Source organism: Halomonas sp. PR-M31 (genome assembly GCF_001039575.1).
Lineage (GTDB): Bacteria > Pseudomonadota > Gammaproteobacteria > Pseudomonadales > Halomonadaceae > Modicisalibacter.
Genome location: NZ_JIBT01000031.1, coordinates 18,219 through 43,228, shown reverse-complemented (window position 1 = coordinate 43,228; position 25,010 = coordinate 18,219). Strand labels below are relative to the sequence as shown.

Here is a 25,010-nt window from a genome sequence, read left to right as displayed (position 1 = left end):
CTGTGTCGTTTCTTATTATTCATCAAGATATTCACCAGGAGTAAAAGAAGCTATGTGGCGGTCCTTGCCGTGGCGTTTGCGCGGCTATTTGATTACCGGAGCAGGGGTATTACTGCTTTCACCGGACGCACTGTTCGTCAAGGCTACCGATGTGAACGTGGAAACCTTCATGTTCTGGCGAGCGTTGCTGCTCGGGCTGATATTGTCGCTGGTGGCCTATTTACGCTATGGCCGCCGTTTGCCGAGCGTCGTTCGTGGCTGTGGGCAAGCCGCCTTGTGGTGCCCGCTGGCGTTTGCCACCAGTGCTTGGGCCTTCGTCGTTGCCGCACGCTTGACCGCTGCGGGCAACGTGCTGGTCATGCAGAATCTGGCACCCTTGGTGGCCGGACTCATCGGAATGATCTTCTTCAGCCAGCGTTTGCGGGTTCAAACCTGGGTAGTCATTTGCCTTTGTGTCGGCGGCGCCAGTCTGATGGCCGCCGGTGAAGTTGGGAAGGGCAGCGTGCTCGGGCTGGTCGTGGCTCTGGCGATTCCCTTGGCGATTGCCGTCAACACTACCGTGGCCAGTGCCCAGCAAGGCCAGTCTCGGCGCGGTGCGGATACCACGGTCATTCTACCTTTGGGCTGCATTGTGATGATCGTTCCCGCCATCCTGATGGGGGGCATGCAGCTGCCCCCGACAGATGATCTCCTGCGTTTGTTATTGATGGGCGTGGTGTTCCTGCCAGGCGCTTATTTTCTTATCCAGACCGGTGCCCGCTATATTCCTGGCGCCGAAGTCAGCCTGGTCATGCTGCTCGAAACATTGGTAGGTACGCTACTTGTATGGTGGTGGGTCGGTGAAGTGCCGGCGACGCTTGCCTTTGTGGGCGGCGGCATCATTCTTGCTGCCATGCTCGGCAGCACTGCCCGGGATCTGCATCGCCAACGGCGCAAGGTGGCGGCCGGCGCGCCAGACCCTCGAGCTGCAATCGACAAGACGCTGGAAGAAGAGCAGATTCGGGCAGACAAATGGGCGAGAAGAACCCGGAATCGGGACATTACACGGGTAAGATTCATCCGGCCGACAGGTAATCGCCCAGGCGGCGCATGAAGTCGCCTCCAGCTTCGAGCTGGCTGACCTCGATGTATTCGTCCGGTTGGTGCGCCTGAGCGATGCTGCCGGGCCCGCAGATCACCGTGGAAAGCCCGGCGCGCTGGAACTGGCCGCCTTCGGTGGCGTAGGCCACCGCTTCGCTGTCACGCTCGCCGAGTAGCGCATGGTACAGGCTCAATGCCTCGCGGTTGTCGCGATCCGCCAGCGCCGGCACGGTCTCGATCAGCTTCTCGGTACGGATGCTGACCTGGGGCGCGCGCTGCTTGAGTTCGCGTTCCAGGCCCTCGGCGAAATCATTGAAGCTTGCGATGACCTCATCGAAACCGTCCTGGGGCAGATGGCGAATCTCCCAATCGAACCGGCACTCCCGGGCCATGATGTTGATCGCCGTGCCGCCTTGAATCTTGCCCACGTGCAGGCTGGAATGGGCGACGTTGAAGGACTCATCAACACGACCGGCGTCGCGCAGCTCCGCCATGATGTCCTCGATCTTCATCACCAGACGCGCGGCGACATGGATCGCCGAAACCCCCTGGTTGACCTGACTCGAATGCGCCTCGCGGCCGGTGACCGTGGTGCGCAGGGTGGTGATGCCCTTTTGCGCGACCACCGGCGCCATCAGCGTGGGTTCGCCAATAATGACTGCTGCTGGGCGCGGATAATCCGCCATCAGGCGTTCGATCAGGCGCGGCGCCCCCAGGCAACCGACTTCCTCATCATAAGAAAAAGCCAGGATGATCGGCCGATCGAGGTTCTGCTCGACCCAGTGCGGCACCTGGGCGAGGGCGCAGGCGATGAAGCCCTTCATATCGCAAGTGCCGCGACCATAGAGGCGGCCATCACCCTTGTTAGTCAACGTGAAGGGATCGCTCGTCCAAGGCTGGCCATCCACCGGCACCACGTCGGTGTGCCCGGACAGCACCACGCCACCGGCAACATCCGGGCCGATGCGCGCCAGCAGGTTGGCCTTGCTGCCATCGTCGTTCTCGATGCGCGTGTAGGGCACGCCGTAGTCGTCGAGATAGCCCTCGATGAACTCGATCAGCTTGAGGTTGGAGTCTCTAGAGACGGTGGCATGGCTGACTAGCGTTTCGAGCAATTGCTGTGCGGAGGGCATGGAGGCTCCATTCGAGAGGCGTTATGGCTCAAGCCTAGCATGTTGGCGTTCGGTGGGCGTGCCAAAGTAGCTATTGATGCGCGATGCGCAACACGCTAAAATTTCCCAATGATTAAATCATTCCGGCACAAGGGATTGAAACGGTTCTACTCGACTGGCAGTACGGCAGGGATACGGGCTGACCATGCCAAGAAATTGCGCATGCAACTCGCGGCTCTCGATACTGCTACGTCAGTAGATGACATGGATATTCCGGGTTTTCGCCTCCATTCCCTGAAAGGAAAAGACAGTGGACGTTGGTCAATTTGGGTTAACGGCAACTGGCGCATGACGTTCGAATTTCGGGAAGGAAACGCCTATGTGCTTGATTACGAGGATTACCACTGATGGCTATGCATAATCCACCTCATCCTGGCGAGTTCATTCGGGACGTTTATCTGGAGCCTTTCGGCATTAGTTCTCGTCAACTTGCTTCAAGTCTAGGGGTTTCGCCCTCCACTTTGTCTCGGCTGCTTAAAGGGGATAGCGGCATAAGTCCTGAAATGTCCCTGCGGCTTTCAAAGGTACTCGGACGCTCGCCGGAAAGCTGGCTGACGATGCAGGACATGTACGATCTTTGGATGGCTCGTAAAACGGTCAACCTGGATGATGTTCACCCCTTGGACTTCGAAGTGGCCTAGATGGGTGGCTCTTCGACAAGTCATCAAGATGTGCTGATAGCATCAACATATTGGTTGGACATGTTTAACAAAAGACGTTTTTTCGACACGCTTTCTAGATATGTCGATGCTATCGACATATGCTGGTGACGTGTCGATTTTTGAGCGAAAAATGAACATGAGCTGGCGCCCCGACCAACCTTATAATACCTTGCCGCCGTTGCCTCCAGCCGTAGAGCTCGAGACTCCGATAGTGTTGAAGGCCTGCATACCGGCCCGGGCGGCCTTGTCGGAGCTGAAGCAGGCGGGGGAGTTGCTGCCCAATCAGGGGCTGCTGATCAACCTGCTGCCGCTGTTGGAGGCACGCGATAGTTCCGAGATCGAGAACATCGTCACCACGACCGATCGACTCTTTCAGTTCGCCCAAGAAGCGACCCATGCCGATCCGGCGACCAAAGAAGCGCTGCGTTATCGTACCGCGCTGAGTCATGGCTATAGGGAGCTTGCCAGTCGGCCACTGTGCACTAATACCGCGGTGGAGATTTGCAGCACCATCAAGGGCGTGGACATGGAAATCCGTCGAGTGCCTGGTACTACCTTGGCCAATCAAGCCACCGGCGACGTGATCTACACTCCGCCAATGGGCGAGAGCACCTTGCGGGATCTGCTAGCTAACTGGGAACGCTACCTGCACGAGGAAGATGGCATCGACCCCTTGATCAAGATGGCCGTAGCTCACTATCAATTCGAGGCGATTCACCCTTCACCGATGGTAACGGGCGCACGGGCAGGGTATTAAACATTCTTTACCTGATCGAACAGCAGCTGCTGACACTACCGATTCTCTACCTCAGTCGCTATATCATGCTCAACAAGCCTGACTACTACCGCTTATTATTGAATGTCACCAGTGAGGGGCAATGGCAAGCATGGCTGCTCTACATGCTCAAGGCCGTGGAGTACACCGCTCGTTGGACCACCAATAAGATTGCGGCGACACGTGAGCTGATCGAGGAGACCACGACCTATATCCAGCAGGCGCTACCCCGAATCTATAGCCACGAACTGGTACAGGTGATCTTCGAGCAGCCTTACTGCCGCATCAGCAACTTGGTAGAGCGCGATATCGCCAAGCGCCAGACGGCCTCGAACTACCTACAACAGCTGTGCGAGATCGGCGTCCTCAAGGAGATTCACGCCGGTCGCGAGAAGCTCTTCATGCATCCGAAACTGATCAAGCTGATGACCGAGGACGGCAATGAAATCACTCCCTACCGGGCGGACTGATATCTTTTAGTATGGAACGTCTGATGGATGATTGCGACCGGATCGACTGGTTCCGCGTCCAAAAGGGTGGCTAGATCCATATTAGGACCTATCGATGTGGCGATCATCAATAGTAAGCTTTCAACCGAGGGTGCGGGTGATCAGGATCCTCACACCCCGGCTACCTACACGCGGCTGACCATCAAGCGACAGGGCGCAACGCTATCGAGCATTATGTAACGCCATACAAAAAACGGACTCGGATATCCGGGCCGCAGGCGGGCCGCGCTGCGATCATCTCGATGATGGATTTTGATCAGCAAGCGCGTTACGTTAGATCAAATTGGGTTCGGAAGAGATTGGAATTATGGCCAAAATCGCTGTCCGAACGCGTCACAATAGAGCCGTGCCTAAGCGACCTGATGGTTCAGGTCGTACTCTGGCCTATACAATACCCTATAAATGCTAAACAGTTAGCATTTTTGGAAACATGTGGATCGAATTGACGCCTTTAAAAATTCCTTAGCTGCCCTTGATCCTAAGCAAGTAGTTAGGCGCCACATTTTGTCGGGGCCATCCTGCGCTCTGTCTGAAGAAAAAGAGTTCGAGCTTAAAGATAGAACAGCAGACTACTTCAACGTTGAATATAGTGAAGTCGTTGTGGTGGGATCTGGAAAGCTTGGCTTTTCCATTGCCCCGCAAAAGAGATATCGTGTGTTCAATGACGAGTCCGACATTGATGTCGCTGTTGTGTCCGAAAAACTATTTAACAAGGTCTGGATGGAAGCTTACTTGTATCGTAAGTCCGGTGCTTATTGGCCAAAATGCGGTGAATTCTTTAGATACTTGGCGTCTGGGTGGATTCGTCCTGATAAACTGCCAAAGGGAAATTCTTTTGGGTTTACTGAAAGGTGGTGGAGTCATTATAACGGGCTCACATCAGGCCAGGAGTTTGGCCCTTACAAAATAAGAGGTGGACTTTATCACTCTTGGTTCTTTTTCTTTCAATACCAATATCAGTGTATTGACCAGTGCGCAAGTGAGGTTAACGATGCAAACATCAGCAACTAATAGAAGACTTAGGGTTTTGCTAACTGCCATAGGAAGCGAGTATTTGATACCGCAGCCTGAATTTCAAAGGCGACTTGTTTGGTCTAATAAAGATAAAATTGCTTTTATTAGAACTGTTCTTGAAGGCTACCCTTTCCCTGAGATTTATATTGCGGCTGGAAGTGTAGATTCAGAAACTGGTGAAGGAACTGAGTGGTTGGTGGACGGTCAGCAAAGAATTACTACCCTTTATCAGTATTTTAAAGGTTCCGAAGAGCTCCGGCTGGACAAGTTTACTAAGCCCTATAAAGAGCTCGGTGAGAAAGAGAAATTAGACTTCCTAGAATACCAAGTAGTCGTCAGAGATCTCGGTAGTCATGCGCTTCCTGTAATTAAGGAAGTTTTTCAGAGGATTAACTCGACAAGCTACGGGTTGAATGCAATGGAGGTTCATAATGCAAGGTATGGTGGCGAGTTTAAGAAGTTTGGCGACTCACTTGCAGAAAATGCGTTCTTCGAAGAGGTTAAGCTTTTTACTGCCAATGACATTAGAAGAATGAATGATGTCCGATATTGTCTTGTTTTGGCAATAACAATGATGAGCACATATTTTAATAGAGACAGTGAGCTTGAAGAGTACCTAGAAAGATTTAATGAATATTTTGATGAGAAAGAGCAACTTTTACATGAGGCGGAAATTGTTTTTTCCTTTCTAAGGAAGCTTAATCTAGGTGCTGATTCAAGAGCTTGGAAGAAAGCAGATTTTTTTACGCTTTTTGTTGAAACTCACAGGGCTATCTTAAAGCAATCCAAGGCTTTATCTGAAGAAAAACTTTCAGAGGATCTCCCAAATTTCTATCAGAGAGTTCAGGCCGCCTCAGATGGGAAAGAGGAAGAGAATTCAGATGCCTTTAAGTATTACAAAGCGGCGCTACAGGCCAGCAATGATAGGGGCAGTCGAATTTTGCGAGGCGAGATCATCGGAGGTCTTCTCAATAGAGCTGTCGCATAGGGAATGCTAACAAATTGCTTCACTCGGAAAAATTACTCGCTCTGCTTCTAATTTTTTGGTGAGCCAAGCGTTCAAACTGTCAAAAAACTCCCGGTACTTTGATGAAGGGTTGTGTACGTGAAACTGAAAGAAAATCTTGATGGTGAGAGTGTTGTATTTTTCGAGAGAGCTCTATTTTGTAGCTTAGGATTAGATCAAAAAGACGTTGTCAGAAATCCGCCGACCTTTTTCTATAGCCCAAGCGCTGGGATACAAAATCAGTAGTGATGCCGAAGCTCGGCAATCAGAAGTGAGTCATCCGTGATCGTGTAGATGATGCGATGCTCATCGTTGATGCGCTGGGACCAGTAGCCTGCCAAGACGTGCTTGAGCGGTTCCGGCTTGTCGGCGCCTTCGAAGGGCGAGTGCTTCTTGGTGGGGCCGCAGGTAGGTGGTTTCCTACAGGGCTTCGTAGTCTTCCAGTAAAGGGCATCAAACACTCACCAACCTCGCCCGACTGGTCCCATTCCCCATCGGCTCCACCTGAATCTGCACCGGTATCCGCTCGTGCATTTCCTGCACGTGGGAGATCACCCCGACGCGGCGGCCCTGGGCCTGCAGGCCGTCGAGGGCTTCCATGGCCAGCGCCAGGGATTGCGGGTCGAGGCTGCCAAAGCCTTCGTCGATGAATAGCGATTCGATGGCGAGTTGACCGGAGGCCATGGAGGCGAGCCCCAGGGCCAAGGCCAATGAGACCAGGAAGGTCTCACCGCCGGAAAGCGAATGCACGGAGCGTCGCTCGTCGCCCATGTCTTGGTCCATTACCAGCAGGCCGAGTTCGCTGCCGCCGCGCTCGAGGCGATAGCGGCGGCTTAGGCCGGCAAGGTGGGCATTGGCTTCCTCAAGCAGGCGCTCCAGGTTCCAGGCCTGGGCAATGCGGCGGAAGGTCTTGCCGTCTGCGGCACCGATCAGCTCGCTGATTCGCCCCCAGCGGCGGTGTTCGGCTCTGGCGGCTTCGCGTTCGGCCTGACCTTTTTGCTGACGGTCTCGGCGACAATCGTCATCTCGTAGGGCGTGAACAGCGTCATCCCGGCTCTGCTGAGCGGCATATAGCAGTGGGGCGAGGGCGTCTTGCTCGTCGGCTAGCCCTTCCCGTCGGCGTTGGATCTCGTTCGTCCTATCTTCACTCAGCAGCGTGTCGTCGTCTTTTTCTTTCTCACCTTCCTCATCTTCTTCACCTGCGGCCAGGTCCTGGACGCGACGGTGGGCAATCAACGCCTGACGACGCTCCGTTAGGCTGGCACTAGTGCGCTGGCGTGCTTCTTCGGCATCGATCATCTGTTGTTCCCGGCGGCTGGCTTCGTCCTCGGGCTCTGCCAGCAGCCTGTCGAGAGTGGCATCATCAAGCGCTATATGATCTTGACGCCACTGCGCCAACTCCCGATCCAAGGCGTCTCGTTCCAGCTGTAGTCGGCGTATCTGCTGTTCTTCGTGGTCTGCCTGCTGAGCGAACCGTTCCCGCTGGCGGTTGGCGTCATGAAGGTGTTTCAGTGCAGCGTCGCGTTCCTTACGAGCGGTTTCCTGGTGGGCGTCTAGTCGTTGCTGCCAAGCGTCCGGGGAGGAGTGCTCGCCAAGCAGGGTCTTGAGCTGAGCGGCGGTGTTATCGCGCTCCTGACGAAAGGGGGGGAGTGACTCTGCCAGCGTTGCCAGTTCCTTCTCGACGCTCGCATGCTGGGTCTCGCGCTTAGTCAGTTCCAGCTCATTCTCGCGCAGTGCCTTTTCCAAGGGTGCCAGCTCGGTTTCGGCCCGAGTCAACGTCTGCAAGGTCTGTGCCTGATGTGCGCGGTTCGTATCGCTTTGCTGACGCTGATGATCCAGCCAGGCATCCCGTTCGGCGCTATCGATCGCGTCCAGCTCTGCATGCAGCGGATGCTTGGCAAGGCCTTGACGGGCAGTGGCCAGACGCCGATCGGCGTCCTCAAGATCTCGACGCTGCTGGATCAGCGATGCCTCAACGGCCTGATATTGGCTGACGAGTTCCTGGCGTTCCTGCTGGGCTTGCTCCCAACCGGCCTGGGCCTGGGCCAGTTGACGCTCCTCTTCCGCCTGCTGGACCCTGAGCTGAGCGGCTTCAGGCGTCTCGGGGGGATTCTTGCGCCACGGGTGATCAATACCCCCGCATACCGGGCAGGACTGGCCTTCCTGAAGGCCCTCGCGTAGCCTCACCATGCTCTCGCTGCGCACGGCCCGGCTACGTTCGATGACATCCCGCACCGTGCGGTAGTGGCGCTCTTGGTCGTCCATCTGACCCCGGGCGATCTTGCCTTGCTCGACAAGCGCTACCCTGCGAGTCTCATCGTCTTTCAGGCGGCGGGTAAGCGTTTGATGGGCCTGGTGGGCCCGCTGAGCTTCCTGCCAGCGGCTTGTCAACTCGCCAAGGGCGAGATGCCGCTGCGCGGCGTGATCATGATCGGTTTGAGCGGCCTGGCGCGCACCATCCAGCTGAACGTGATGCCCCATGTACTGTTTCAAGGTGGCTTGCCACTCGTCGCGCTGATGCGTCAGCTCGCGCTGTTTTTCTTTGAGCGTTCGGCACTGCTCGGCAAGCTGGCTGGCCTGGCGTTGATGCTGCTGATGCCGGGTCTCGAGATCTCTCAGTTGATGTTCCAGAGTAGCGACGCGTTGCGCCTGTTCCCGGGCCTTGCGCAGTTTAGGCTCTGTCTCCTGACGTGCCTTGGTGGCTCCGGTGAGCGACTGCTCGGTTTTGTCCTGCTGTTGAGCCGCAATCTGCTGGTTCGTCTCGGCGTCTTGCTGCGCCTGTCGCGTTGCATCCTGGGTCTTCTCGAGACGCGCAATCTCGTCAGGCAGCTCGGCCTGCCGAATCAAACGATGGCGCTGGGGCGCAAGCAGGCGCCGCCATTCGCGATCCGCCCGGGCATCCGCAAGCCCTTGCCAGCGGGCTTCGGCATCCTGTTGCTGCTGACGCCCGTCAATGTAGGCGCGGCGAAGGGTGTCATCCGTGGCGTGCCACTGCTGGCGGGCTTCCAGGCGCTTGGCGTTTTGCTGAACGGCGTCAAGCTCGCCCTGGGCGGCCTCGGCGCTGCGTTCCAGTTCGGCTCGGGCCTCGGGCTCAGCGGGCAGGTCGTCCGCGAGCCGGGTTTCCAAGGCATCGACGCGTTTCTTTGCTTCGCTGGCACGACGATAGGCGGCCTTGGAGATTGCGGAGTATTCCGCGGTGTCGGTGAGTTTTTCCAGCAGTTCGCTGCGTTCGTTGTCGTCGGCCTTGAGAAAAGCGGCGAACTCGCTTTGGGCCAGCAGCACCGCCCGAGTGAACTGATCGAAGGAAAGACCCAGTCGCTCGGGCAGCAGTCGATCGAATTCACGCTTCTGAGCGGTCAGCAAACGGTCCGTTTCCAGGTCATGAAGAGATTGTTCCACCGCCTGCAGCTTGCCCTCGGCCTTGTTGCGGGCACGACGCACGGACCAGCGGGCTCGATAACGATGCCCGTCGCGACCGAGAAAATCGACTTCCGCATGGCCGCTGGCACTACCCCGGCGCAGCAGGGTGCGGGGGTCGGCAGTGGTCAACTTTTCTTGACCCACGTCCGGAAGCTGAGCGTCTCGTACCGGTGCCTGGCGCAGCCGTGGCGTGCTGCCATAGAGCGCCAGACACAAGGCATCAAGCAGGGTGCTCTTGCCGGCGCGGTAGGACCGGTAATGGCAAAGAGCCCCGCGTCCTGCAGCGGGGCCACGCTGAAATCGAACTCGACGGGGCCGGGAATCGAGGCCAGGTTGGCCAGACGCAAGGCGAGAATTTTCATGGGCGGGCCTCCCCGGCATCGGCCTCTTCATCCAGAACCTCCTGGCGCAGCCGATCGAAATCCGCCAGCACCGCATCGTCTGGGGATGATCCCCAGCGCGCTTCCCAGGTGCGTGCAAAGAGCGCACGAGGGCCGATATCCTCCAGGCGTTCACTGGTGCCGGGCCGCTGGATGTCAGCGTCGGGAAGCCGACGTTTGAGACACAAAAGACGCAGCGCCTTGCCCTTTAGAGCGGTTTCGATGCGGGTGCGTAGATCCGGTAGCGGCTCTTTTAAGATCACGCTGATCTCGAGCCAAGGCCAGCGCTCCTGGGATAGCGCCGAGTCATCATCCAGGGCCACGAGCTTGGCTTCGATGGCCTCCAAAGGCGCCGGCCCCAGGCGATGCATGGCCACGGGGCGGGGCACGGGCAGTGCCTTGATGCCGGCAAGCCGCTCGTCTTCAAGAGAGACCTCGAGTATCTGATGGGGGTAGGCCACTTCGCTGAAGTCCATGGGCAGGGGGCTTCCGCTGTAGCGAATGCGCTCTTCGCCAACTTTTTGTGCCCGATGCAGATGGCCAAGGGCCACGTAGGCGATGTCTTCAGAAAACAGCGTCGCCGAAATGGATTCCTCACCGCCGATGACGATGGGCCGCTCGCTGTCCTCGGAGACCGCTGCGCCACGCAGATGGGCGTGGCTCATGGCGATCAGGGCCTGGCCTTGAATGCGACGCTTGCGTGCCGCTTCGATGAGTTGTTCGTGAACCCGGGAGATGCCGGTCACATAGTCGTTGCGATGATCATTGCCCTGAGCGCTTGTCTCGGTGCTGCCTCGACCAGTGACTTCCGCCGGTCGCAAGAAGGGCAGCGCCAGGCACCAGGCGCGAATCTCGCCGCTTTCATTGTGCAATGGAATCAACAGGCGTTCGCTGTCCAGCTCGCCATCGTCACGCCACTGTACCCGGCCCCGGGCATGGGTGTTCAGTCGCTTCATCAACGGGGCCGGCAGTTCGATACGATTGCCGCTATCATGGTTGCCGGCGATCATGACGATCTCGAGCTGCGGCAGGCGCTCGTGAGCGCCAACGATGAACTCGAAAAGCAGCTCTTGGGCGCGTAGCGAGGGATTGACGACGTCGAAGATATCGCCAGCGATCAGCAGTGCATCCGGCTGACGAATGGCTAGCGTTTCGAGCAGCCAATCCAGAAATGCGCGGTGTTCGACATGGCGCTCCTGGCCATGGAAAGTCTGGCCTAGATGCCAGTCGGCGGTATGAAAAAACTTCACGACTTACTCCAGCAGCGAAGCGCTAGTGTAAAGGGTGAAGAGGAGGCTGCGCTAATCTGCAGTGGAACAAGCCAATCAAAGCCAGTAAGGAAAACCCATGCCAGGACGTCTTTTTGCGGGCAAACGGCCAACGGATATTGGCGTGCGGCAGGATCGCTTGAAAGCCTGCCCGAAAACACCCAACTGCGTATGTAGTCAAGCCGATGACGATAAGCATCATATTGCGCCGTTGGTGTTGCCAAGTGTGCAAGGTGCGGCGCTGATCGAGCGGATAGCCGAGATATTGAGCTCTTGGGAGCGTACCGAGATCGTCGTTTGCCATGAGAATTATCTATATGCGGAATGCCGCTCTAAAATGATGGGCTTCGTCGATGATCTTGAATGTTTCTGGAGCGAAAAGGATCAGGTGTGCCATGTGCGTAGCGCATCGCGGCTGGGCAAGAGTGATTTCGGCAAGAATCAAAAGCGGGTAGAGCAATTGCGCAGCGATTTGAAAGCTGATTGATTCACGATTCACACTGCAAGGAACGATATGGCTGAACTACACGAATGGAATCTTGAGCCGCAAGCGGCCATCGCGTTACAGCGCAGTCTGGCGCCGCGAGTAGAGCGTCATGATCGGCTGGGATCGCCGGATGACACAAAGCGCATCGCAGGGGTAGATATTGGCTTCGAGGATGACGGAGAGACGACTCGGGCCGCCGTGGTGTTACTCGACTGGCCGAGCCTTGAGCCCATCGAAGAGATCGTCCATCGCGAGCCTACTCGGATGCCTTATATTCCCGGCTTGCTGTCGTTTCGGGAAATTCCCGCGGCCTTGGAAGCCTTCAACCGCCTGAGCCAGCAGCCGGATCTGGTCATGGTGGATGGACAAGGCATCGCTCATCCACGCCGCCTCGGGGTGGCATCTCATCTGGGACTGTGGCTTGACTTGCCGACACTTGGGGTGGCCAAGAAGCGTCTTTGCGGCAAGCATGGCGAAGTGCCAGAAACACGTGGCGACTGGACCCCTTTAACGGATCGGCGTCGCGCCGAGGACCCGGAGGATGCGCCAGTCGATGAGAACGGGTGGGTCATCATAGGTGCCATGCTGCGCAGTCGGGAAAACGTCAAACCGGTGATCGTCTCCCCGGGCCATCGCATGAGTCAGGCCACGGCTCTGCAATGGGCCATCGCCTGCCTGGGCCGGACGAAATTGCCTGAGCCAACGCGGCTGGCGGATCGCCTTGCCTCGCGGCGCGGTAAGGCGTTTGCCGATCAACGGCGTCAAGGCGAGTTGGGGGTCGACGTTTGAACGCGCTTAAAGGCCCTAAAAAAAGATCGCCACTCGAGATGAGTCGCGATCTTTGAACTACGTTAACATGCCGAGCTGACCAGCCAACAAGACGGACATTTACTTTTTGGAAGCGGGTTTAGCGCTTGCTTCAGCCTGCTTCTCTGCCTTCTTGGCGTTGTCCTGTGCTTCTTTTTCGATCCTCTTGGCGTTATCCTGTGCTTCTTTCTCGATTTTCTTGGCGTTGTCTTGTGCCTCTTTCTCGATCTTCTTGGCGTTGTCCTGCGCTTCTTTCTCGAGTTTTTTAGCGTTTTCTTCCGCTTGCTTTTCTACTTTCTTAGCATTTTCTTGAGCTTGCTGCTCGAATTTCTTGGCGCTCTCTTCTGCTTGCTTCTTTACTTTTTTAGCATTCTCTTCAGCCTGCTTGCTGACTTTATCAGCGTTCTCTTGCGCTTCTTTTCCTGCTTTATCAGCGTTTTCTTGCGCTTGCTTCACAATGCTTTTAGCGTTTTCTTCGCTTTCGTTTTTTCTTTTTTTAATTTCCTGCTCGACGCGCTCCATGTTCTGCTGAGCGACGTCTTGCCCGCGCTGCATCGTGTCCTGAGTCAGTTCTTTACTCTGCATCAGAAGCTTCTGGTTGATCGAGCTAACTTTTCTCATGTCAGACTTCATTTGATCACTGACTTTTTTTGCCGCTTTCTGCTGCTCTTCCACATAGTTGCGCAGATCTTCGATACTTCTCATCTCGATAGCAGAGCGCATTTGCTGAAATCCAATTTCAGCGTAGGTATCAAAAGCGTTGCGCTGAACGTTGGTCAGCCTCTCAGTATAATTAAGCAACTTACCGGCAAAAGAACGAGTCGGGCCAACGACGACGGAAGCAAACTGCTGCTGGACGTGATCGATGTTATCGTTTGTATTAGCGTTAGCCATGCGATGCTCCTTATGTAGCCTTTAGAGATATTGAGAGGGTACAGAATTACTTAGTTTGATGCGATGCAGCATAACAATGGTGACATTGAATAGCAACACGGTGCTGGCACCTGCACTGCTTTATATGGGTAGGAATCACTTGGCCTCCTGGTTGAGGCAGGGCGTCTTGAGTAAGTAGAAGTTCTAAAGCATAGAAAAGGCCGCTGCTCAAAATGAGCAGCGGCCCTCGAATTACCCTGATGCGTTGGCTAGCCTAGCCAGCTCGGGATATTTACTTCTTGGAAGTGGACTTGGCTTCTTGAGTAGCCTTGTCGATTTCCTTTTCGCCTTCTTTAGTGACTTCCTGCAATCTCTGCTGACCGCGCTCCATGTTCTTCTGAGCGACATCCTGGCCACGCTGCATGGCTTCCTGAGTCACTTCCTGGCTCTTCTGCATGAATTCCTGATTGATGGAATTGATTTCTTCCATATCGGATTTCATTTGCTCAGCAACCTTACGAGCTGCATCTTGCTGCTCTTCCATGTAGTTACGCAGATCTTCAGAGTTTCTGATCTCAAGAGCAGAACGCATCTGGCGGAAACCAATCTCGGAATAAGCGCTGAATGATTCACGCTGAACGTTGGTCAATTTCTGCGTATAGTCGAGCATCTTACCGGCAATAGAGCGAGCCGGTCCTGCAAAGACAGAAGCAAACTGCTGCTGAGCTTGTTCAACGTTCTCGTTCACATTTGTGTTAGCCATGTAAAGCTCCTTTTAGGCCTATTGAATAAACCTGTTGATAGAAAAACTGCTTTTTTTGATGCACTGCATCATAAGCACAGCATAGTAATGATAAGGGGGGTATGTCCAATAATTCGGCTTGGCTTTTTCTTTATTTTTAAAAACTCACTCTAAAGGTATGGGTTTTCTAGTCATATTGCCGTCTAGTTGTTTTTCCATGGCGCGCAAGAGCCGATTTAGCGTTAGACGATATCCAAGTGTGTCTTGCGCCCAGGGGCAGGGAATGCAGCATCAAGGCGTGCAATGGCTTCGTCGTCCAGCTTGAGTGATAGGGCGGCGGCGTTTTGTCTTACGTGATCCAGCTGCACCGCCTTAGGTATGGCGATGACATCGCGTTTCCCATCGACCGGGCGAATTGCCCAGGCCAGCAGCACCTGGGCTGGGCTGGCGTTCAACTCCTCAGCGATGGCATTGACCTCGGGATCGCCAAGCAGCTCTCGGCGCAGGTTTCCCCCCTGAGCGATGGGGCAGTAGGCCATGGTGGGAATGTCGTGCTGGCGCTGCCAGGGCAGCAGACTATGCTCGATGCCGCGAGAACCAAGGTGATAGAGCACTTGATTGACGGCGCAGCGCTTGCCGCCGGAAAGCTCGGTAAACGCCTGCATGTCGTCGATATCAAAGTTGGAGACGCCAAAGCGTTTGATCTTGCCCTGTTCTTGCAAGCGCTCGAACGCTTCCAGGGTTTCTTCCAGGGGAACGCTGCCGGGCCAATGCAGCAGATACAGATCAAGATGATCGGTCTTGAGCCGTTTCAGACTCTGCTCGCAGGCGCTGATGGCGCTATCGCGTCCGGCATTCCAGGGATACACCTTGGAAACCAAAAACGCCTTGTCGCGACGATCCTGAAGCGCCTTGCCCACGATTTTCTCGGCGCCACCATCGGCGTACATCTCGGCGGTATCAATCAAGGTGAGGCCAAGTTCGAGACCCTGCTGCAGGGCGCGAACCTCTTCCTCGGGGGTTGCCCGGTTTTCTCCCATGTACCAGGTGCCCTGACCAATGGCAGGAAGGTCGATCGCGGGTTGGTCACCCAAGGCGGCGAGAGTGACGGTAGGAACATCCTGGCGTGACATGAACGGCTCCAATCAAAACGATGTCGGTAGACTCTGGTTGCTGGAAGGCGAATTTTCAATGCCGTCCTCCGCTATACTCTCTGTGCTTTCACATCTGCGCCCCTTTCACCGTCACGAGATACGCCATGACCGATGATGCCGTTTACCTGAATCAGACCCGAGCCTGGGTCGAGCGCTTCGTGGTGGCCCAGGATATCTGTCCCTTTGCCCGACGCGAGATGGGACGCGACAGCATTCGCTATGTGGCAACCAGTGCTCGATCCTTCGAGGCAACGCTGCTGGCGCTGATCGAGGAATGTCGGCGTCTCGACGATGATTCGTCCATTGAGACCGCCTTATTAGTGCTAACCGACGGGGTCGAGGACTTCGATGACTATCTGGATCTGCTGGGGCTGGCGGAGGCGCTGCTGGAAGACCAAAGCTATGAGGGCGTCTATCAGCTGGCAAGCTTTCATCCGGACTACTGCTTTCACGGCGTGGGAGAGAACGACCCCGCCAACTACACCAACCGTTCGCCGCATCCCATGCTGCACTTACTGCGAGAGGAGAGCATTGAGCGCGCGCTGGCAAGCTTTGCCCACCCGGAGCGAATCCCTGAACGCAATGTCACGCTGTTGCGGGAGATGGGCAACGAGCGCCTCGCCGCTCAGATTGATAACCTGCAGTCCTTGAAGTTCGGGAATCAAGAGCCATAGAGAGTAATAGGTAACCACGAAGGCGTGCTGTCCAAGGTTGCAAGGCTGAAAGGCGCACTATCGTCTACAGTATCTAGTCAGTGGGGTGATCGTACGGTTACCCATTTTACCTCGCGAAAGGAGATGTCATGAGTATCAAGAAGCAAGGATCCGCCGAGTGGCAAGGTAGTCTGAAACAGGGCAAAGGCACGGTATCCACCGAAAGCGGTGCCTTGAAGCAGAACCCTTATGGCTTCAACACGCGCTTTGAGGGAGAAGCAGGCACCAATCCCGAAGAGCTGATCGGGGCAGCCCATGCCAGCTGTTACTCCATGGCGCTGTCGATGATTCTAGGCGAGGACAACCTCGAGCCGGAAAGCATCAAGACCAACGCCACTGTGACTCTGGAGCAGGACGACAGCGGTTTTACCATCTCCGCGATCCATCTTGAAACCCGGGCGAAGATTCCCGGCGCGGATCAGTCCAAATTCGACGAGGCGGCCAACAAGGCGAAAGAGGGCTGCCCAGTCTCCAAGCTGTTCAATGCCAAGATAACCCTGGATGCCAAGCTCGAAGGGTAAGATCGGTATCTGCATCATGACACGCGACGCCGGCCCTGGGCCGGCGTCGTCGTTTTTGGCGTCAGCTTTCGCTGAGGGTTTCACGACTCTCCGCATGGTGGCCGGCAGCGTCGACCAGCCCGCGAATCAGGCGCTGCTGGGGGCGATTGAAGATTAGAAATTCCGGGTGCCACTGCACGCCGACCAAGAAGCGATGATCGCGACTTTCGATCCCCTGAACCAGCCCATCCCGATCCTTGGCCACGATGTCGATGCCACGACCGGGACGATTGATCGCCTGATGATGCAGGCTATTCACCTGGCACCAGCTGACCTTGAGTAGATCGTGCAGACGGCTGCCGACGGTGATATCGACGGTCTTGCGGGGCAGTACCGTGCGCTGCTTCTTGATGTGGGTGTAGGAGGTGTAGATGTCGCTGACCAGTGAGCCGCCCAGGTGCACGTTGATGATCTGGGCACCGCGACAGATCCCCAGCACCGGGCAGTCATCGGGTAGAAGTCGCTTCAATAGCGACAGCTCCAGGGTGTCCCGCTGGGGATCGACTCGCACGTCGAGCTGTACTTCGCCGCCATAAAGCTGGGCGCCGATGTCATCGCCACCGCCGATCACGAGTCCGTCGAGATCCTTGGGTACAGGGCGCGAAGGCGACAAACGCACCGGCTTGCCGCCGGCACGCCATACCGCCAGCCAATCGCACCACCAGGCCAGCAGGCTTTTATGATCCGAGGTGGTAATGCCAATCCTTGGGCGTACCATGACTACTCCTTCATCCACCCCTTTAGACGATCCAGCCAGTGAGACGTGGGGGAGCGCTGGTAGTGGTCGATATAGGTTGCACTGCGTTTGGCCAGAAGTTCGGTGTCCGCTGCCAGGCGTTCCACCTCGACCCAGCGATTCCATTCGCACACCGCGCTCCAGTCCGGCTGGGATAGCTGGGCATTGGGCAGGCGATAATGAAAGGTGGGACGAGGGCTGACCAGCTCATCGCAGAGCAGCGGATTGGGGTGATCGGGACGCAGATAGGCAAACAGCGGCAATAGATCGAGTTCCCGATTGCGCGACGGGTTGGCGACAAGATAATCCTCGATCAATGTGTCCAGATCCGGGGCGTAGGCGTCATCCAGCACCTTCAGCGCATACTCCTTGGTGAAAGGGTTGGCATGGGGCAGTATCTGCCGGGTAATGTCGATATCGATCTCTTCACGCAGCCAGGCCGCTAGAATCATGTAGGCGCGAAGATGCGCCAGCAGGCTCTCTGCCTCGAGAGAAGGCACTTCAGGATTGAGGTGCAGACCGAAGCCGTACAGCAGGCTGTCCCGGGTATCCCGGGCGCCTTCCAAACGCAAAGCATCGAACAAGGCATCGAGCTCGTTGAGCGCAAGCCAAGGAATGGGGGGACACACGATCTCCGTCGGTACGATGCCGGCCACCGCGTCACCCAGCAGTCGGCGCGAGCGCTGATGAAGCTCCCGGCGCAGCTGATGCCATTCACTATCTTCGACGCTATTTTCCTCGAGCACCTTGTGATCCGGATGGACGTATTTCGAATCGAGTTCGACGGTGAAATTCCCCCAGCGGCTGTCAACGATCTTGAAGCGATGCGGATCAAGATGTTCAAGGCTACCGCCAAAATGCGCTTGCACCAGTTGCGCCGCTCGCACCGGGGCAATGGCGGCAAATTCGATTTCGACGCCCACGCGGCGCAGATGCTTTTCGTCGGTACGGGGAATTGGCGGCGCTTCGGGATTCAAGCTGCTCTCCTCAAGCCACTATTCTGGTAAGGGGTCCACGAGGCTTAGCAGACGCTTGATGCCGTCAGGAGACCTGACGTCTGATGTTCGTATCCTGACGCACATGCTCTGCAAGACCCAGGCCTGCCTCATGCATGGTCAGATAGGTCTGATCGGCACCGGCAAGATGGATCGATTCCGCCTCGTCCTGATAGAGGCTATGCGCAACGATGGCCCCCGTAAAGCCATGACTGCGCAATTGTTGTGTCGCAAAGATCTTGGATTGCGCATCCGGTAGGGTCAGAACCACCGCCTCGATGCCATGGAGCTTGAGCGCATTCCAGAAACTGATGTCCTCTCCATCCGCGTAAACGACATGTCGCCCGTCGGCGGTGTGACTTTCGACGCGGCTGGGGTCTGCATCGATCCCGATCACATCGATGCCGTCCTCACGCAGGCGATCGTAGGTCGCCGTGCCGGTGCGCCCCATGCCGATGACCATGACCTGGGCGCTCCCGAGAGAAGCGGGCTGTTCATCCGGGTGCCAGTTGTGGGTCTCGAAACGGGTAAGCCAGGGTTCGATCCGACCGAACAGCGAGTGGGCCTTACGCTGCAGGGGCGATACCACCAGAAACGACAGGGCAACCGCCATGGCCAGACCTACCAGCGAATCCGGCACCAGGACTGCGGCCACGATCAGGCCGAATTCACTGTAGCTACTGAGATTGACCGATGCCTCAAAGGCATTGCGCGCCCGCAGGCGGAACAGGATGAGTAGAAAGAAGAACAGCGCTGCTTTCAAAGGCAGCAAGACGACGAAGGCCAGAGCAAAGCCGAAGGAGTGCCAGTCCGGTAATCCCGACATGCCGATCTCGAGAAAGAAGCCGACCAGGAACAGCTCCTTGAGCGCCCATAGGGATTTGCCGATTTCCTGGGCGCGAGGGTGCTGGGAAATCAGCGTTCCCAGTACCAAAGCGCCCACTTCACTGGACAGCCCAAGCGCCGTGAAACCGGCGCCGCCGATGACCAGGGCCAGCACCAGTCCCATCATCATCAACAGTTCGTCGTGACCGCTGGCATCGATCAGACGATGAAGCACTGGGCGCAGCAAGGGGAGACCAAGCAATAAAAGTGCCCAGGGCGAGGGCACCTGGCCGATAGAAAATACCAGCACGCCCAGGGCGATTAAATCCTGAATGACCAGAATGCCGATCGCCACGCGCCCGTGGAAGGAGCGCAGCTCACGGCGCTCCTCAAGACTCTTGGCGGCGAGCACCGTACTGGAAAAGGCCAATGCGATGGCCAGAATCAACGAGTTCATCCAGTCGACACCGGCCATCCAGTGGAGGCCCATGGCGAACACGCTTACCGTCACCGCGAAGTGCGCCAGCCCACCGCCAATGACCTCGGGTTGTACGAGGCTCTTGAGCTTGAGCTTGAGCCCGACGCTGAACAGCAGAAGCAGCACACCCAGATGGGCAATATAGTGAAGCACCTCTGGCGTCGAGGGGGGCAGTGCAACGGCATCGCCTAGGGAGTTGATGACAAAACCGGCGCCGAGAAAGCCGATCAGAGGTGGCAGGCCAAAGCCACGGGCAATCAAGCCCAATACCAGGGCAAAGGTCAGGCAAATGACTTCCAGCATTCGATCGAACTCCAGAAATTTCGTGGCAATTCTGCCAAGGCAGAACGCTAATAAAGAATACGCAAGAAAAACATTCTACGGACGCATTGTTTTTACTTGATTACAAAATAGGTTACCAGCGCTGATATGAGTGAATCTCATATCGATAAAGGTGATGATAAGCATGTTGGGAAACATGCAGATACGAAAAATATATCTCAGCGTATGATTTCCTGAAATTGTCTATTCACTATCCGGAGTCATCATGTCCGATCCCGCCGCGTCTTCTCGCTATTGGCAAGAGCTGAGCTCACCGGAGCTGGAACGGGCTCTGCAGCAAGACAGCGTAGCCGTGCTGCCTTTGGCAGCCATCGAGCAACATGGTGCGCATCTTCCTCTATCCACGGACCTGGATATCGGTCTGGGGCTTCTACAGGCGGCCATGAACAAGCTGCCTGATGCTTTTCCTTTGCTTGCATTGCCGGCCCTGGCGGTGGGGGCAAGCCAGGAGCACTCAAGCTACGCGGGTACGCTGAGCCTGCCCCCGGAAACCGCGATTGCGGTGATCGAAGCTTACGGCGACTCCATTGCCCGGGCCGGCGTGCGGCGTCTGGTGCTGCTCAATAGCCATGGTGGCAACAAGGCAGTAGCGGATATCGCCGCTCTCAAGCTGCGTAAGCGCTGGGGCATGCTGGTGGTCAAGGCCCACTACATGCGCTTTCCGATACCTGCCGAAGCGCTCCCTTTGGAAGAGCTTCGTCATGGTCTGCATGGAGGGGCGCTTGAAACCGCGATGATGCTGTATCTGGCGCCCCACAAGGTGCGCCACACACAGATCGATCATCCGTCTTCTCGAGGGGAAACAATGGCCGCCCAAGGTCAGTGGCTGGGGCCGGAAGGAGAGGCGGCCTTCGCCTGGCTTGCCGAAGACCTGCATTCGGGTGGGGTGGTCGGCAATGCCCGACTCGCCGACGCCAAACTCGGCGCCCGACTGGTCGAGCATTATGCCGCGCTTTTAGCGGCGCTTTTCGAGGAAACCCGCGCCATGGATATAAAGGACTTTCAAGTACCTCCTTCTTGTTTGTCCTCTTCTCATTTGCCCCCGAGCCGATCGTAGTTTTCCAATACCGCATCGAGCATATGGCCGGCACGTTTTGACTTGGCGTTCAAATAGCGATAGTTCTGCTTCGTCAGGCGGCCATAGAGCGCCTGGCGCTCGGTAACTTCGATGCCGCCTTCGGTCAATGCCGCGATCTTGACGGGATTGTTGGTCAAAAGCTGTATGCGCTGGATACCCAAGGCCGCCAGCATATCCACCGCCACACTATAGCGCCGCTCATCCTCACCAAAGCCCAGGTGCTGATCCGCGTCCACGGTATCGAGCCCTTCATCCTGCATGGCGTAGGCACGCAGCTTGTTGGCAAGGCCGATGCCGCGCCCCTCCTGGGCCAGATAGAGCAATACGCCGCCGCCCATGTCATCGATATCCGCAACCGCGTTGCGCAGCTGTTCGCCGCAGTCGCAGCGCAGGCTGGCAAACAGATCGCCGGTCAGGCAAGCGGAGTGCATGCGCAAGGGCACTGCTTCCTGCCAGGCGGCGGGATCGCCGATGAGGATGGCGACGTGCTCCCGCAGTCCGTCGGGTTCGCGAAACAGGATGAAACGGCTCTCGAGGGCTTCCGCCAGTGGAATTTGCGCTTCGCTGACGCGCTTGAGCAGTCCGTTGGCTGCCTCGAAACAGCGCTCCGCATCTGCCGCTTCGACCGCCAGCAGCTCTCCCTGGACAATCAACGTCTCGATGGTTTCACGAGACTCCTTGGCTAGCCGGGCGGTGAGCGCTGCCGGTATCAGTAGCGCCCGACGCATCAGCGTCAAGGCTGCATGATCGGCGCGACTGGCCGGCAGGATATCCTGCGCAATTGCGCTGGAATCGACGCCGAAGGCAAGTTCGTTGAGCCGTTCGGTTTTCAGCATTTCCGGAACCAAGGGCAGCCGGGCGGTTTCACTCTCGATCGACTTGCCCAGCAGTGCCAGGCGATGACGACTGAGTATAAGCCCCGGAGCTTCACCCGCCGTTGCAATGAGGTGCTCAAGAACGCCATCGTCAAGACTTTCGATGGGCTGGACAAGAATATCCTGTTCGCTGTCGCGTAATAGCACCGGAAGCCCGCGACGAAGATCGAAAATGGCTCGTTCAACCTGATGCATGACATCTCCTTAATACAAGCTTGTGCTGGCGCGCCGTGCTACTCATGATAGCTATTCGCCTTTATGTGAATGGCAAGACTTGAATGGCAAGTGAGAGAGGCTTGATGAACGCCGCTAGTTTCAATATCGATTCCGCCTGGCAGCTGCTGTGCCTTGTTCGAGATCATGATTGGTCATCTTCCACTCCTTTCATTGCTGATATCCCTGATGTGACGCATGGAACGCGGTTTCACGTCATCGAAGGCGGCGCCTGGACTTGTCAGGCAGGGGTTGCTGACGAGGTGCGGCGTCTGTTTGATAATCTGCTGCCATTGGTGGCGCGAACCGAACCCTTGGCGATCGCTCAGCTCGGTCAGAGCCTGGATGGTCGAATCGCCACCGTGACCGGCGCGTCCCACTACATCAACGGGCTTGAAAGCCGCATTCATCTGCATCGGCTGCGGGCCTTGATGGATGCGGTCCTGGTCGGTGCCGGTACCGTCGAGGCGGACGACCCCCAGCTCAACGTGCGCCACGTCTCGGGGCGCCCTCCGGTGCGGGTGGTGCTCGACCCGCGCGGACGACTCGATAGCGCTCGGTATGTCTTTTACTCCGGTGAGGCCCCGACCCTGCATATTATCGGCGAGGGCGCCACGGTGGCGGGAGTCTTTGGCAGTCACGTGGAGCGCATCATGCTGCCCCTGGGGCCCCAAGGGTTCGATCCGCGCGGTGTGCTCGATGCATTGCGCGGGCGCGGGCTCAAACGGGTATTGATCGAAGGCGGCGGGGTGACCATCTCGCGCTTTCTCGAAGCCGGCGTACTGCACCGCCTGCATATGCTGATCGCACCGCTTTTGATCGGCTCGGGACGCCCGGGGCTCGATCTGACACCCATCGCGACTCTCGATCAGGCGCTGCGACCCCGGTCCAGGACCTTTCCCTGCGGTGAGGACACCCTGTTCGATCTGATGCTCACCGCCGACGAGCCGCCGCGAGCGACGGCGGATTAGAAACAGCGCCCCAGGCAGGCTCGAGATCAGCACCAGCAGACCGTAGGCTACGGATATCGCCACGCCCTGAGCCGGCGCCAGGCCGGCGCCGGCCCATACCAGCGCCGCCGCGCCTTCACGCAGCCCCCAGCCCGCCACGGAGAGTGGAATGGCCATGGCCAGCAGCACCAACGGAATCAGCGTCAGCAGCGTTGTCAGAGGAAGATCGCTGCCGATGGCCCGCGCCGCGCAGACGAACACCGCTACATAGCTGCATACCACCAGCGCCGAGCCCAAAAGCTGACGAGGCCAGGCCCGATGACTCAGCAGCGTGCGATGCAGATCCCCGCCCAGCCCCTTGAAGAGCCCGGTCAACAGTGCGCTGTAGCGTGTCTTGAACAGGCGTGGAGGCCGGCGAATGATGCGCTTGAATAGCAGCCCGAGCATTAACAGTAAAAAAAGTCCTCCAAGCCAGACGCTGGCGGACAGCGAGTGACTGGCAGCGTTATTCAACAGCGAATGCGAGAATCGGGCCAAAGGCTGATGCCAGATCGGCGAGAACAGCGTTGCGCAGGCCATGGCCGCTAGTACCAGCTGTCCGGAGGTGCGCTCAATGATGACCGCCCGCAGTGCTGCTGCGCGTTGGCCACTGGCCTGAGCATGGCGCCAGGCCCGAGTGGCATCCCCCATGACGCCGCCGGGAAGTACTTGATTGAGAAAGGTCGCCAGGTAGTAGTCGCCCAGAGCCACTCGCCAGGGCAAGCGAATGTTCAGCAGCCGGGCGGTAAGGCGCCAGCGCCAGGCAGAGATCGCTACCTGAGGCAGGGTCAGTATCAGCGCCAGTAGAACCCAGTAAGGCGATAGCCCCTGGATTTCCGCCACGATGGCGGACGTATCAAGCCACAATGAGAGTGCGCCCAGCAGCGCAAGGCTCGCCAGCAGGCGAAGCCATAGATGGGCGCGGGGCAGTCTCATTGGTCATCACTCGTTGAGTCTGAGGCCTTTGAGCCCGGGGCCGGCGGGCAGGCAAAAAAGTCCTTGTGACCCACCTCAAGACCCAAGGCACCAGCATTCAATTGAGAAAGCCGATGGACCAGCCAGCGTTCCAGTCGTTGCCGCTTGTTGGGTGTTTGTTCGTGTACGGCGCCGGCCCAGCCTTCGATCAAGCTGTGACCCAATGCCTGGGTATCGGGTTGACCGGGAAACAATCGCCAAGGGCTCGGAGCGCTTTTCACCTGATAACCCTGCCGAGCGAACGCCTGCACCAGGGCTTGAGGGGCGCGACTGCCCAAGGCGATACCCAGGCCCTTGTCTCTCTGCTGATGGGCGATGAGCTGATCCCGCACCCAGCGATCCTCGGGTATTTCCTGAATTTGACCGTCGGCGTCGAGAAAACGCCAGTCGCCGGTCACGCTCATGGTGAACAGCACCGCGGTTTGCTGCGCCGCACAGGCTGCCGCTAGCCGTTCCAACCAGTCAAGGGACACCAGATCGAAAAGCGCCGAGGCGCTGATTAGATCGCAGCCGGAAAACCAGTCGGCTTCGATATCGGCAAGACTCCTGCAATCCGCCTGGACATCGATGGACTCACCGCTGCCGTCGCAAAGAGGGGTTGCTGACGCGATGGCCTCTTTGAGCAGATCCGCATCATGATCGATTAGCCTCCAGGACTGCGGTCCGGGCAGTCGCGGTGCGAGAAAACGCAGATTGCTGCCGCCGCCGCTGCCCAGATCGATAAGCGACAGGGCGCGCCCAGGCTGCTTTCGTTGCTGCAGATACTCTATCGCCTGGTGGGTCAACGTTTCGTCCCGGGCAGCGGCGTCTGCGCTCTCGCGAAGACTCAGCCAGCCGGTATCGAAAATACTGCCCGGGGCCGGTTGCGTCATGAATTCGAGC

Annotated in this window: 25 protein-coding genes and 1 pseudogene; 13 read left to right on the top strand and 13 right to left on the bottom strand. The window is 57.2% G+C overall.

Annotation, left to right across the window (positions count from 1 at the left end; translation table 11 throughout):
• The first annotated feature begins 52 nt into the window (after positions 1-52).
• A complete protein-coding gene (locus CH74_RS09470) occupies positions 53-1,093 on the top strand; it encodes a DMT family transporter (protein ID WP_082140364.1) in 1,041 nt (346 codons plus the stop codon).
• Here the strand turns inward: CH74_RS09470 and argE are convergent.
• Complete coding sequence (argE, locus tag CH74_RS09465; protein ID WP_048307206.1) at positions 1,056-2,213, bottom strand: acetylornithine deacetylase; 1,158 nt, start codon at positions 2,211-2,213, stop codon at positions 1,056-1,058. The two genes, CH74_RS09470 and argE, sit on opposite strands and share 38 nt — an antisense overlap.
• Positions 2,214-2,321: 108 nt before the next feature.
• On the opposite strand from argE, the gene CH74_RS09460 reads away from it, so the two are divergent.
• The 6 genes from CH74_RS09460 (at position 2,322) to CH74_RS09440 (ending at position 6,200) form a co-directional block, all read left to right on the top strand.
• Positions 2,322-2,600: a type II toxin-antitoxin system RelE/ParE family toxin gene (locus tag CH74_RS09460; RefSeq protein WP_048307205.1), complete on the top strand. Its 279-nt coding sequence runs from the start codon at positions 2,322-2,324 to the stop codon at positions 2,598-2,600.
• Positions 2,600-2,893 carry a HigA family addiction module antitoxin gene (locus CH74_RS09455; protein ID WP_048307204.1) on the top strand — a complete coding sequence of 98 codons (294 nt, stop codon included), beginning with the start codon at positions 2,600-2,602 and terminating at the stop codon, positions 2,891-2,893. Before CH74_RS09460 ends, CH74_RS09455 begins: the two co-directional genes overlap by 1 nt.
• A gap of 157 nt (positions 2,894-3,050) precedes the next feature.
• A complete protein-coding gene (locus CH74_RS19820) occupies positions 3,051-3,671 on the top strand; it encodes a Fic family protein (RefSeq protein ID WP_301280853.1) in 621 nt (206 codons plus the stop codon).
• Positions 3,672-3,736: 65 nt separating this feature from the next.
• Positions 3,737-4,159 (top strand): Fic family protein, encoded by a 423-nt coding sequence (locus CH74_RS19815; RefSeq protein WP_301280852.1) that lies wholly within the window; start codon positions 3,737-3,739, stop codon positions 4,157-4,159.
• A gap of 471 nt (positions 4,160-4,630) precedes the next feature.
• Positions 4,631-5,209 (top strand): hypothetical protein, encoded by a 579-nt coding sequence (locus CH74_RS09445; RefSeq protein WP_048307203.1) that lies wholly within the window; start codon positions 4,631-4,633, stop codon positions 5,207-5,209.
• Positions 5,190-6,200: a DUF262 domain-containing protein gene (locus CH74_RS09440; protein WP_048307202.1), complete on the top strand. Its 1,011-nt coding sequence runs from the start codon at positions 5,190-5,192 to the stop codon at positions 6,198-6,200. The genes CH74_RS09445 and CH74_RS09440 overlap by 20 nt, the downstream gene beginning before the upstream one ends.
• A gap of 257 nt (positions 6,201-6,457) precedes the next feature.
• Here the strand turns inward: CH74_RS09440 and CH74_RS09435 are convergent, their stop codons facing one another.
• Genes CH74_RS09435 through CH74_RS09425 form a run of 3 tightly spaced genes read right to left on the bottom strand, consistent with a single transcriptional unit; the run spans position 6,458 to position 11,268 of the window.
• Complete coding sequence (locus CH74_RS09435; RefSeq protein ID WP_048307201.1) at positions 6,458-6,679, bottom strand: Txe/YoeB family addiction module toxin; 222 nt, start codon at positions 6,677-6,679, stop codon at positions 6,458-6,460.
• Positions 6,672-10,031: an AAA family ATPase gene (locus CH74_RS09430; protein WP_253273023.1), complete on the bottom strand. Its 3,360-nt coding sequence runs from the start codon at positions 10,029-10,031 to the stop codon at positions 6,672-6,674. Before CH74_RS09430 ends, CH74_RS09435 begins: the two co-directional genes overlap by 8 nt.
• Positions 9,997-11,268: an exonuclease SbcCD subunit D C-terminal domain-containing protein gene (locus CH74_RS09425; RefSeq protein WP_048307200.1), complete on the bottom strand. Its 1,272-nt coding sequence runs from the start codon at positions 11,266-11,268 to the stop codon at positions 9,997-9,999. The genes CH74_RS09430 and CH74_RS09425 overlap by 35 nt, the downstream gene beginning before the upstream one ends.
• 97 nt (positions 11,269-11,365) lie before the next feature.
• Here CH74_RS09425 and CH74_RS09420 point away from each other — a divergent pair, with 97 nt between their 5' ends.
• Together CH74_RS09420 and nfi are read left to right on the top strand one after the other, a co-directional pair.
• On the top strand, positions 11,366-11,773 hold the full coding sequence (locus CH74_RS09420) for a DUF1499 domain-containing protein (protein WP_048307199.1): 408 nt from the start codon (positions 11,366-11,368) through the stop codon (positions 11,771-11,773).
• Between the two features lie 27 nt (positions 11,774-11,800).
• On the top strand, positions 11,801-12,562 hold the full coding sequence (gene nfi, locus CH74_RS09415; RefSeq protein ID WP_048307198.1) for a deoxyribonuclease V: 762 nt from the start codon (positions 11,801-11,803) through the stop codon (positions 12,560-12,562).
• 99 nt (positions 12,563-12,661) lie between these two features.
• Here the strand turns inward: nfi and CH74_RS17760 are convergent, their stop codons facing one another.
• The 3 genes from CH74_RS17760 to CH74_RS09400 form a co-directional block, all read right to left on the bottom strand.
• Positions 12,662-13,474, bottom strand: coding sequence for a phasin family protein (locus CH74_RS17760; protein WP_053070699.1), 813 nt, complete (start codon positions 13,472-13,474; stop codon positions 12,662-12,664).
• A 271-nt stretch (positions 13,475-13,745) separates the two neighbouring features.
• Complete coding sequence (locus CH74_RS09405) at positions 13,746-14,216, bottom strand: phasin family protein (protein WP_053070698.1); 471 nt, start codon at positions 14,214-14,216, stop codon at positions 13,746-13,748.
• A gap of 221 nt (positions 14,217-14,437) precedes the next feature.
• Positions 14,438-15,328 carry an aldo/keto reductase gene (locus tag CH74_RS09400; RefSeq protein ID WP_048307197.1) on the bottom strand — a complete coding sequence of 297 codons (891 nt, stop codon included), beginning with the start codon at positions 15,326-15,328 and terminating at the stop codon, positions 14,438-14,440.
• A gap of 125 nt (positions 15,329-15,453) precedes the next feature.
• Here CH74_RS09400 and CH74_RS09395 point away from each other — a divergent pair, with 125 nt between their 5' ends.
• Both CH74_RS09395 and CH74_RS09390 read left to right on the top strand, forming a co-directional pair.
• A complete protein-coding gene (locus CH74_RS09395; RefSeq protein WP_048307196.1) occupies positions 15,454-16,023 on the top strand; it encodes a DUF1415 domain-containing protein in 570 nt (189 codons plus the stop codon).
• Positions 16,024-16,151: 128 nt separating this feature from the next.
• Positions 16,152-16,583 carry an OsmC family protein gene (locus CH74_RS09390; RefSeq protein WP_156181457.1) on the top strand — a complete coding sequence of 144 codons (432 nt, stop codon included), beginning with the start codon at positions 16,152-16,154 and terminating at the stop codon, positions 16,581-16,583.
• 61 nt (positions 16,584-16,644) lie between these two features.
• Here the strand turns inward: CH74_RS09390 and CH74_RS09385 are convergent, their stop codons facing one another.
• The 3 genes from CH74_RS09385 to CH74_RS09375 form a co-directional block, all read right to left on the bottom strand.
• A complete protein-coding gene (locus CH74_RS09385) occupies positions 16,645-17,340 on the bottom strand; it encodes a gamma-glutamyl-gamma-aminobutyrate hydrolase family protein (RefSeq protein ID WP_048307195.1) in 696 nt (231 codons plus the stop codon).
• Between the two features lie 2 nt (positions 17,341-17,342).
• Entirely contained in the window at positions 17,343-18,335 is a 993-nt protein-coding gene (locus CH74_RS09380) for an amidoligase family protein (protein WP_048307194.1), read from the bottom strand.
• A gap of 64 nt (positions 18,336-18,399) precedes the next feature.
• On the bottom strand, positions 18,400-19,959 hold the full coding sequence (locus CH74_RS09375) for a cation:proton antiporter family protein (protein WP_048307193.1): 1,560 nt from the start codon (positions 19,957-19,959) through the stop codon (positions 18,400-18,402).
• A gap of 244 nt (positions 19,960-20,203) precedes the next feature.
• Between CH74_RS09375 and CH74_RS09370 the strand changes: the two genes are divergently transcribed.
• Positions 20,204-21,055 carry a creatininase family protein gene (locus CH74_RS09370; protein ID WP_048307192.1) on the top strand — a complete coding sequence of 284 codons (852 nt, stop codon included), beginning with the start codon at positions 20,204-20,206 and terminating at the stop codon, positions 21,053-21,055.
• Here the strand turns inward: CH74_RS09370 and ribA are convergent.
• Positions 21,031-22,146, bottom strand: coding sequence for a GTP cyclohydrolase II RibA (ribA, locus tag CH74_RS09365; protein WP_048307191.1), 1,116 nt, complete (start codon positions 22,144-22,146; stop codon positions 21,031-21,033). The two genes, CH74_RS09370 and ribA, sit on opposite strands and share 25 nt — an antisense overlap.
• A gap of 83 nt (positions 22,147-22,229) precedes the next feature.
• On the opposite strand from ribA, the gene CH74_RS18250 reads away from it, so the two are divergent.
• Positions 22,230-23,135 carry a RibD family protein gene (locus tag CH74_RS18250; protein ID WP_367379108.1) on the top strand — a complete coding sequence of 302 codons (906 nt, stop codon included), beginning with the start codon at positions 22,230-22,232 and terminating at the stop codon, positions 23,133-23,135.
• 33 nt (positions 23,136-23,168) lie between these two features.
• Here CH74_RS18250 and CH74_RS19530 read toward each other — a convergent pair.
• Positions 23,169-24,089, bottom strand: a pseudogene (locus CH74_RS19530) (lysylphosphatidylglycerol synthase transmembrane domain-containing protein); the annotation flags it as partial.
• Positions 24,086-25,000, bottom strand: coding sequence for a class I SAM-dependent methyltransferase (locus CH74_RS09355; protein WP_048307190.1), 915 nt, complete (start codon positions 24,998-25,000; stop codon positions 24,086-24,088). The gene CH74_RS09355 and the pseudogene CH74_RS19530, both read right to left, overlap by 4 nt.
• Between the last annotated feature and the right edge of the window lie 10 nt (positions 25,001-25,010).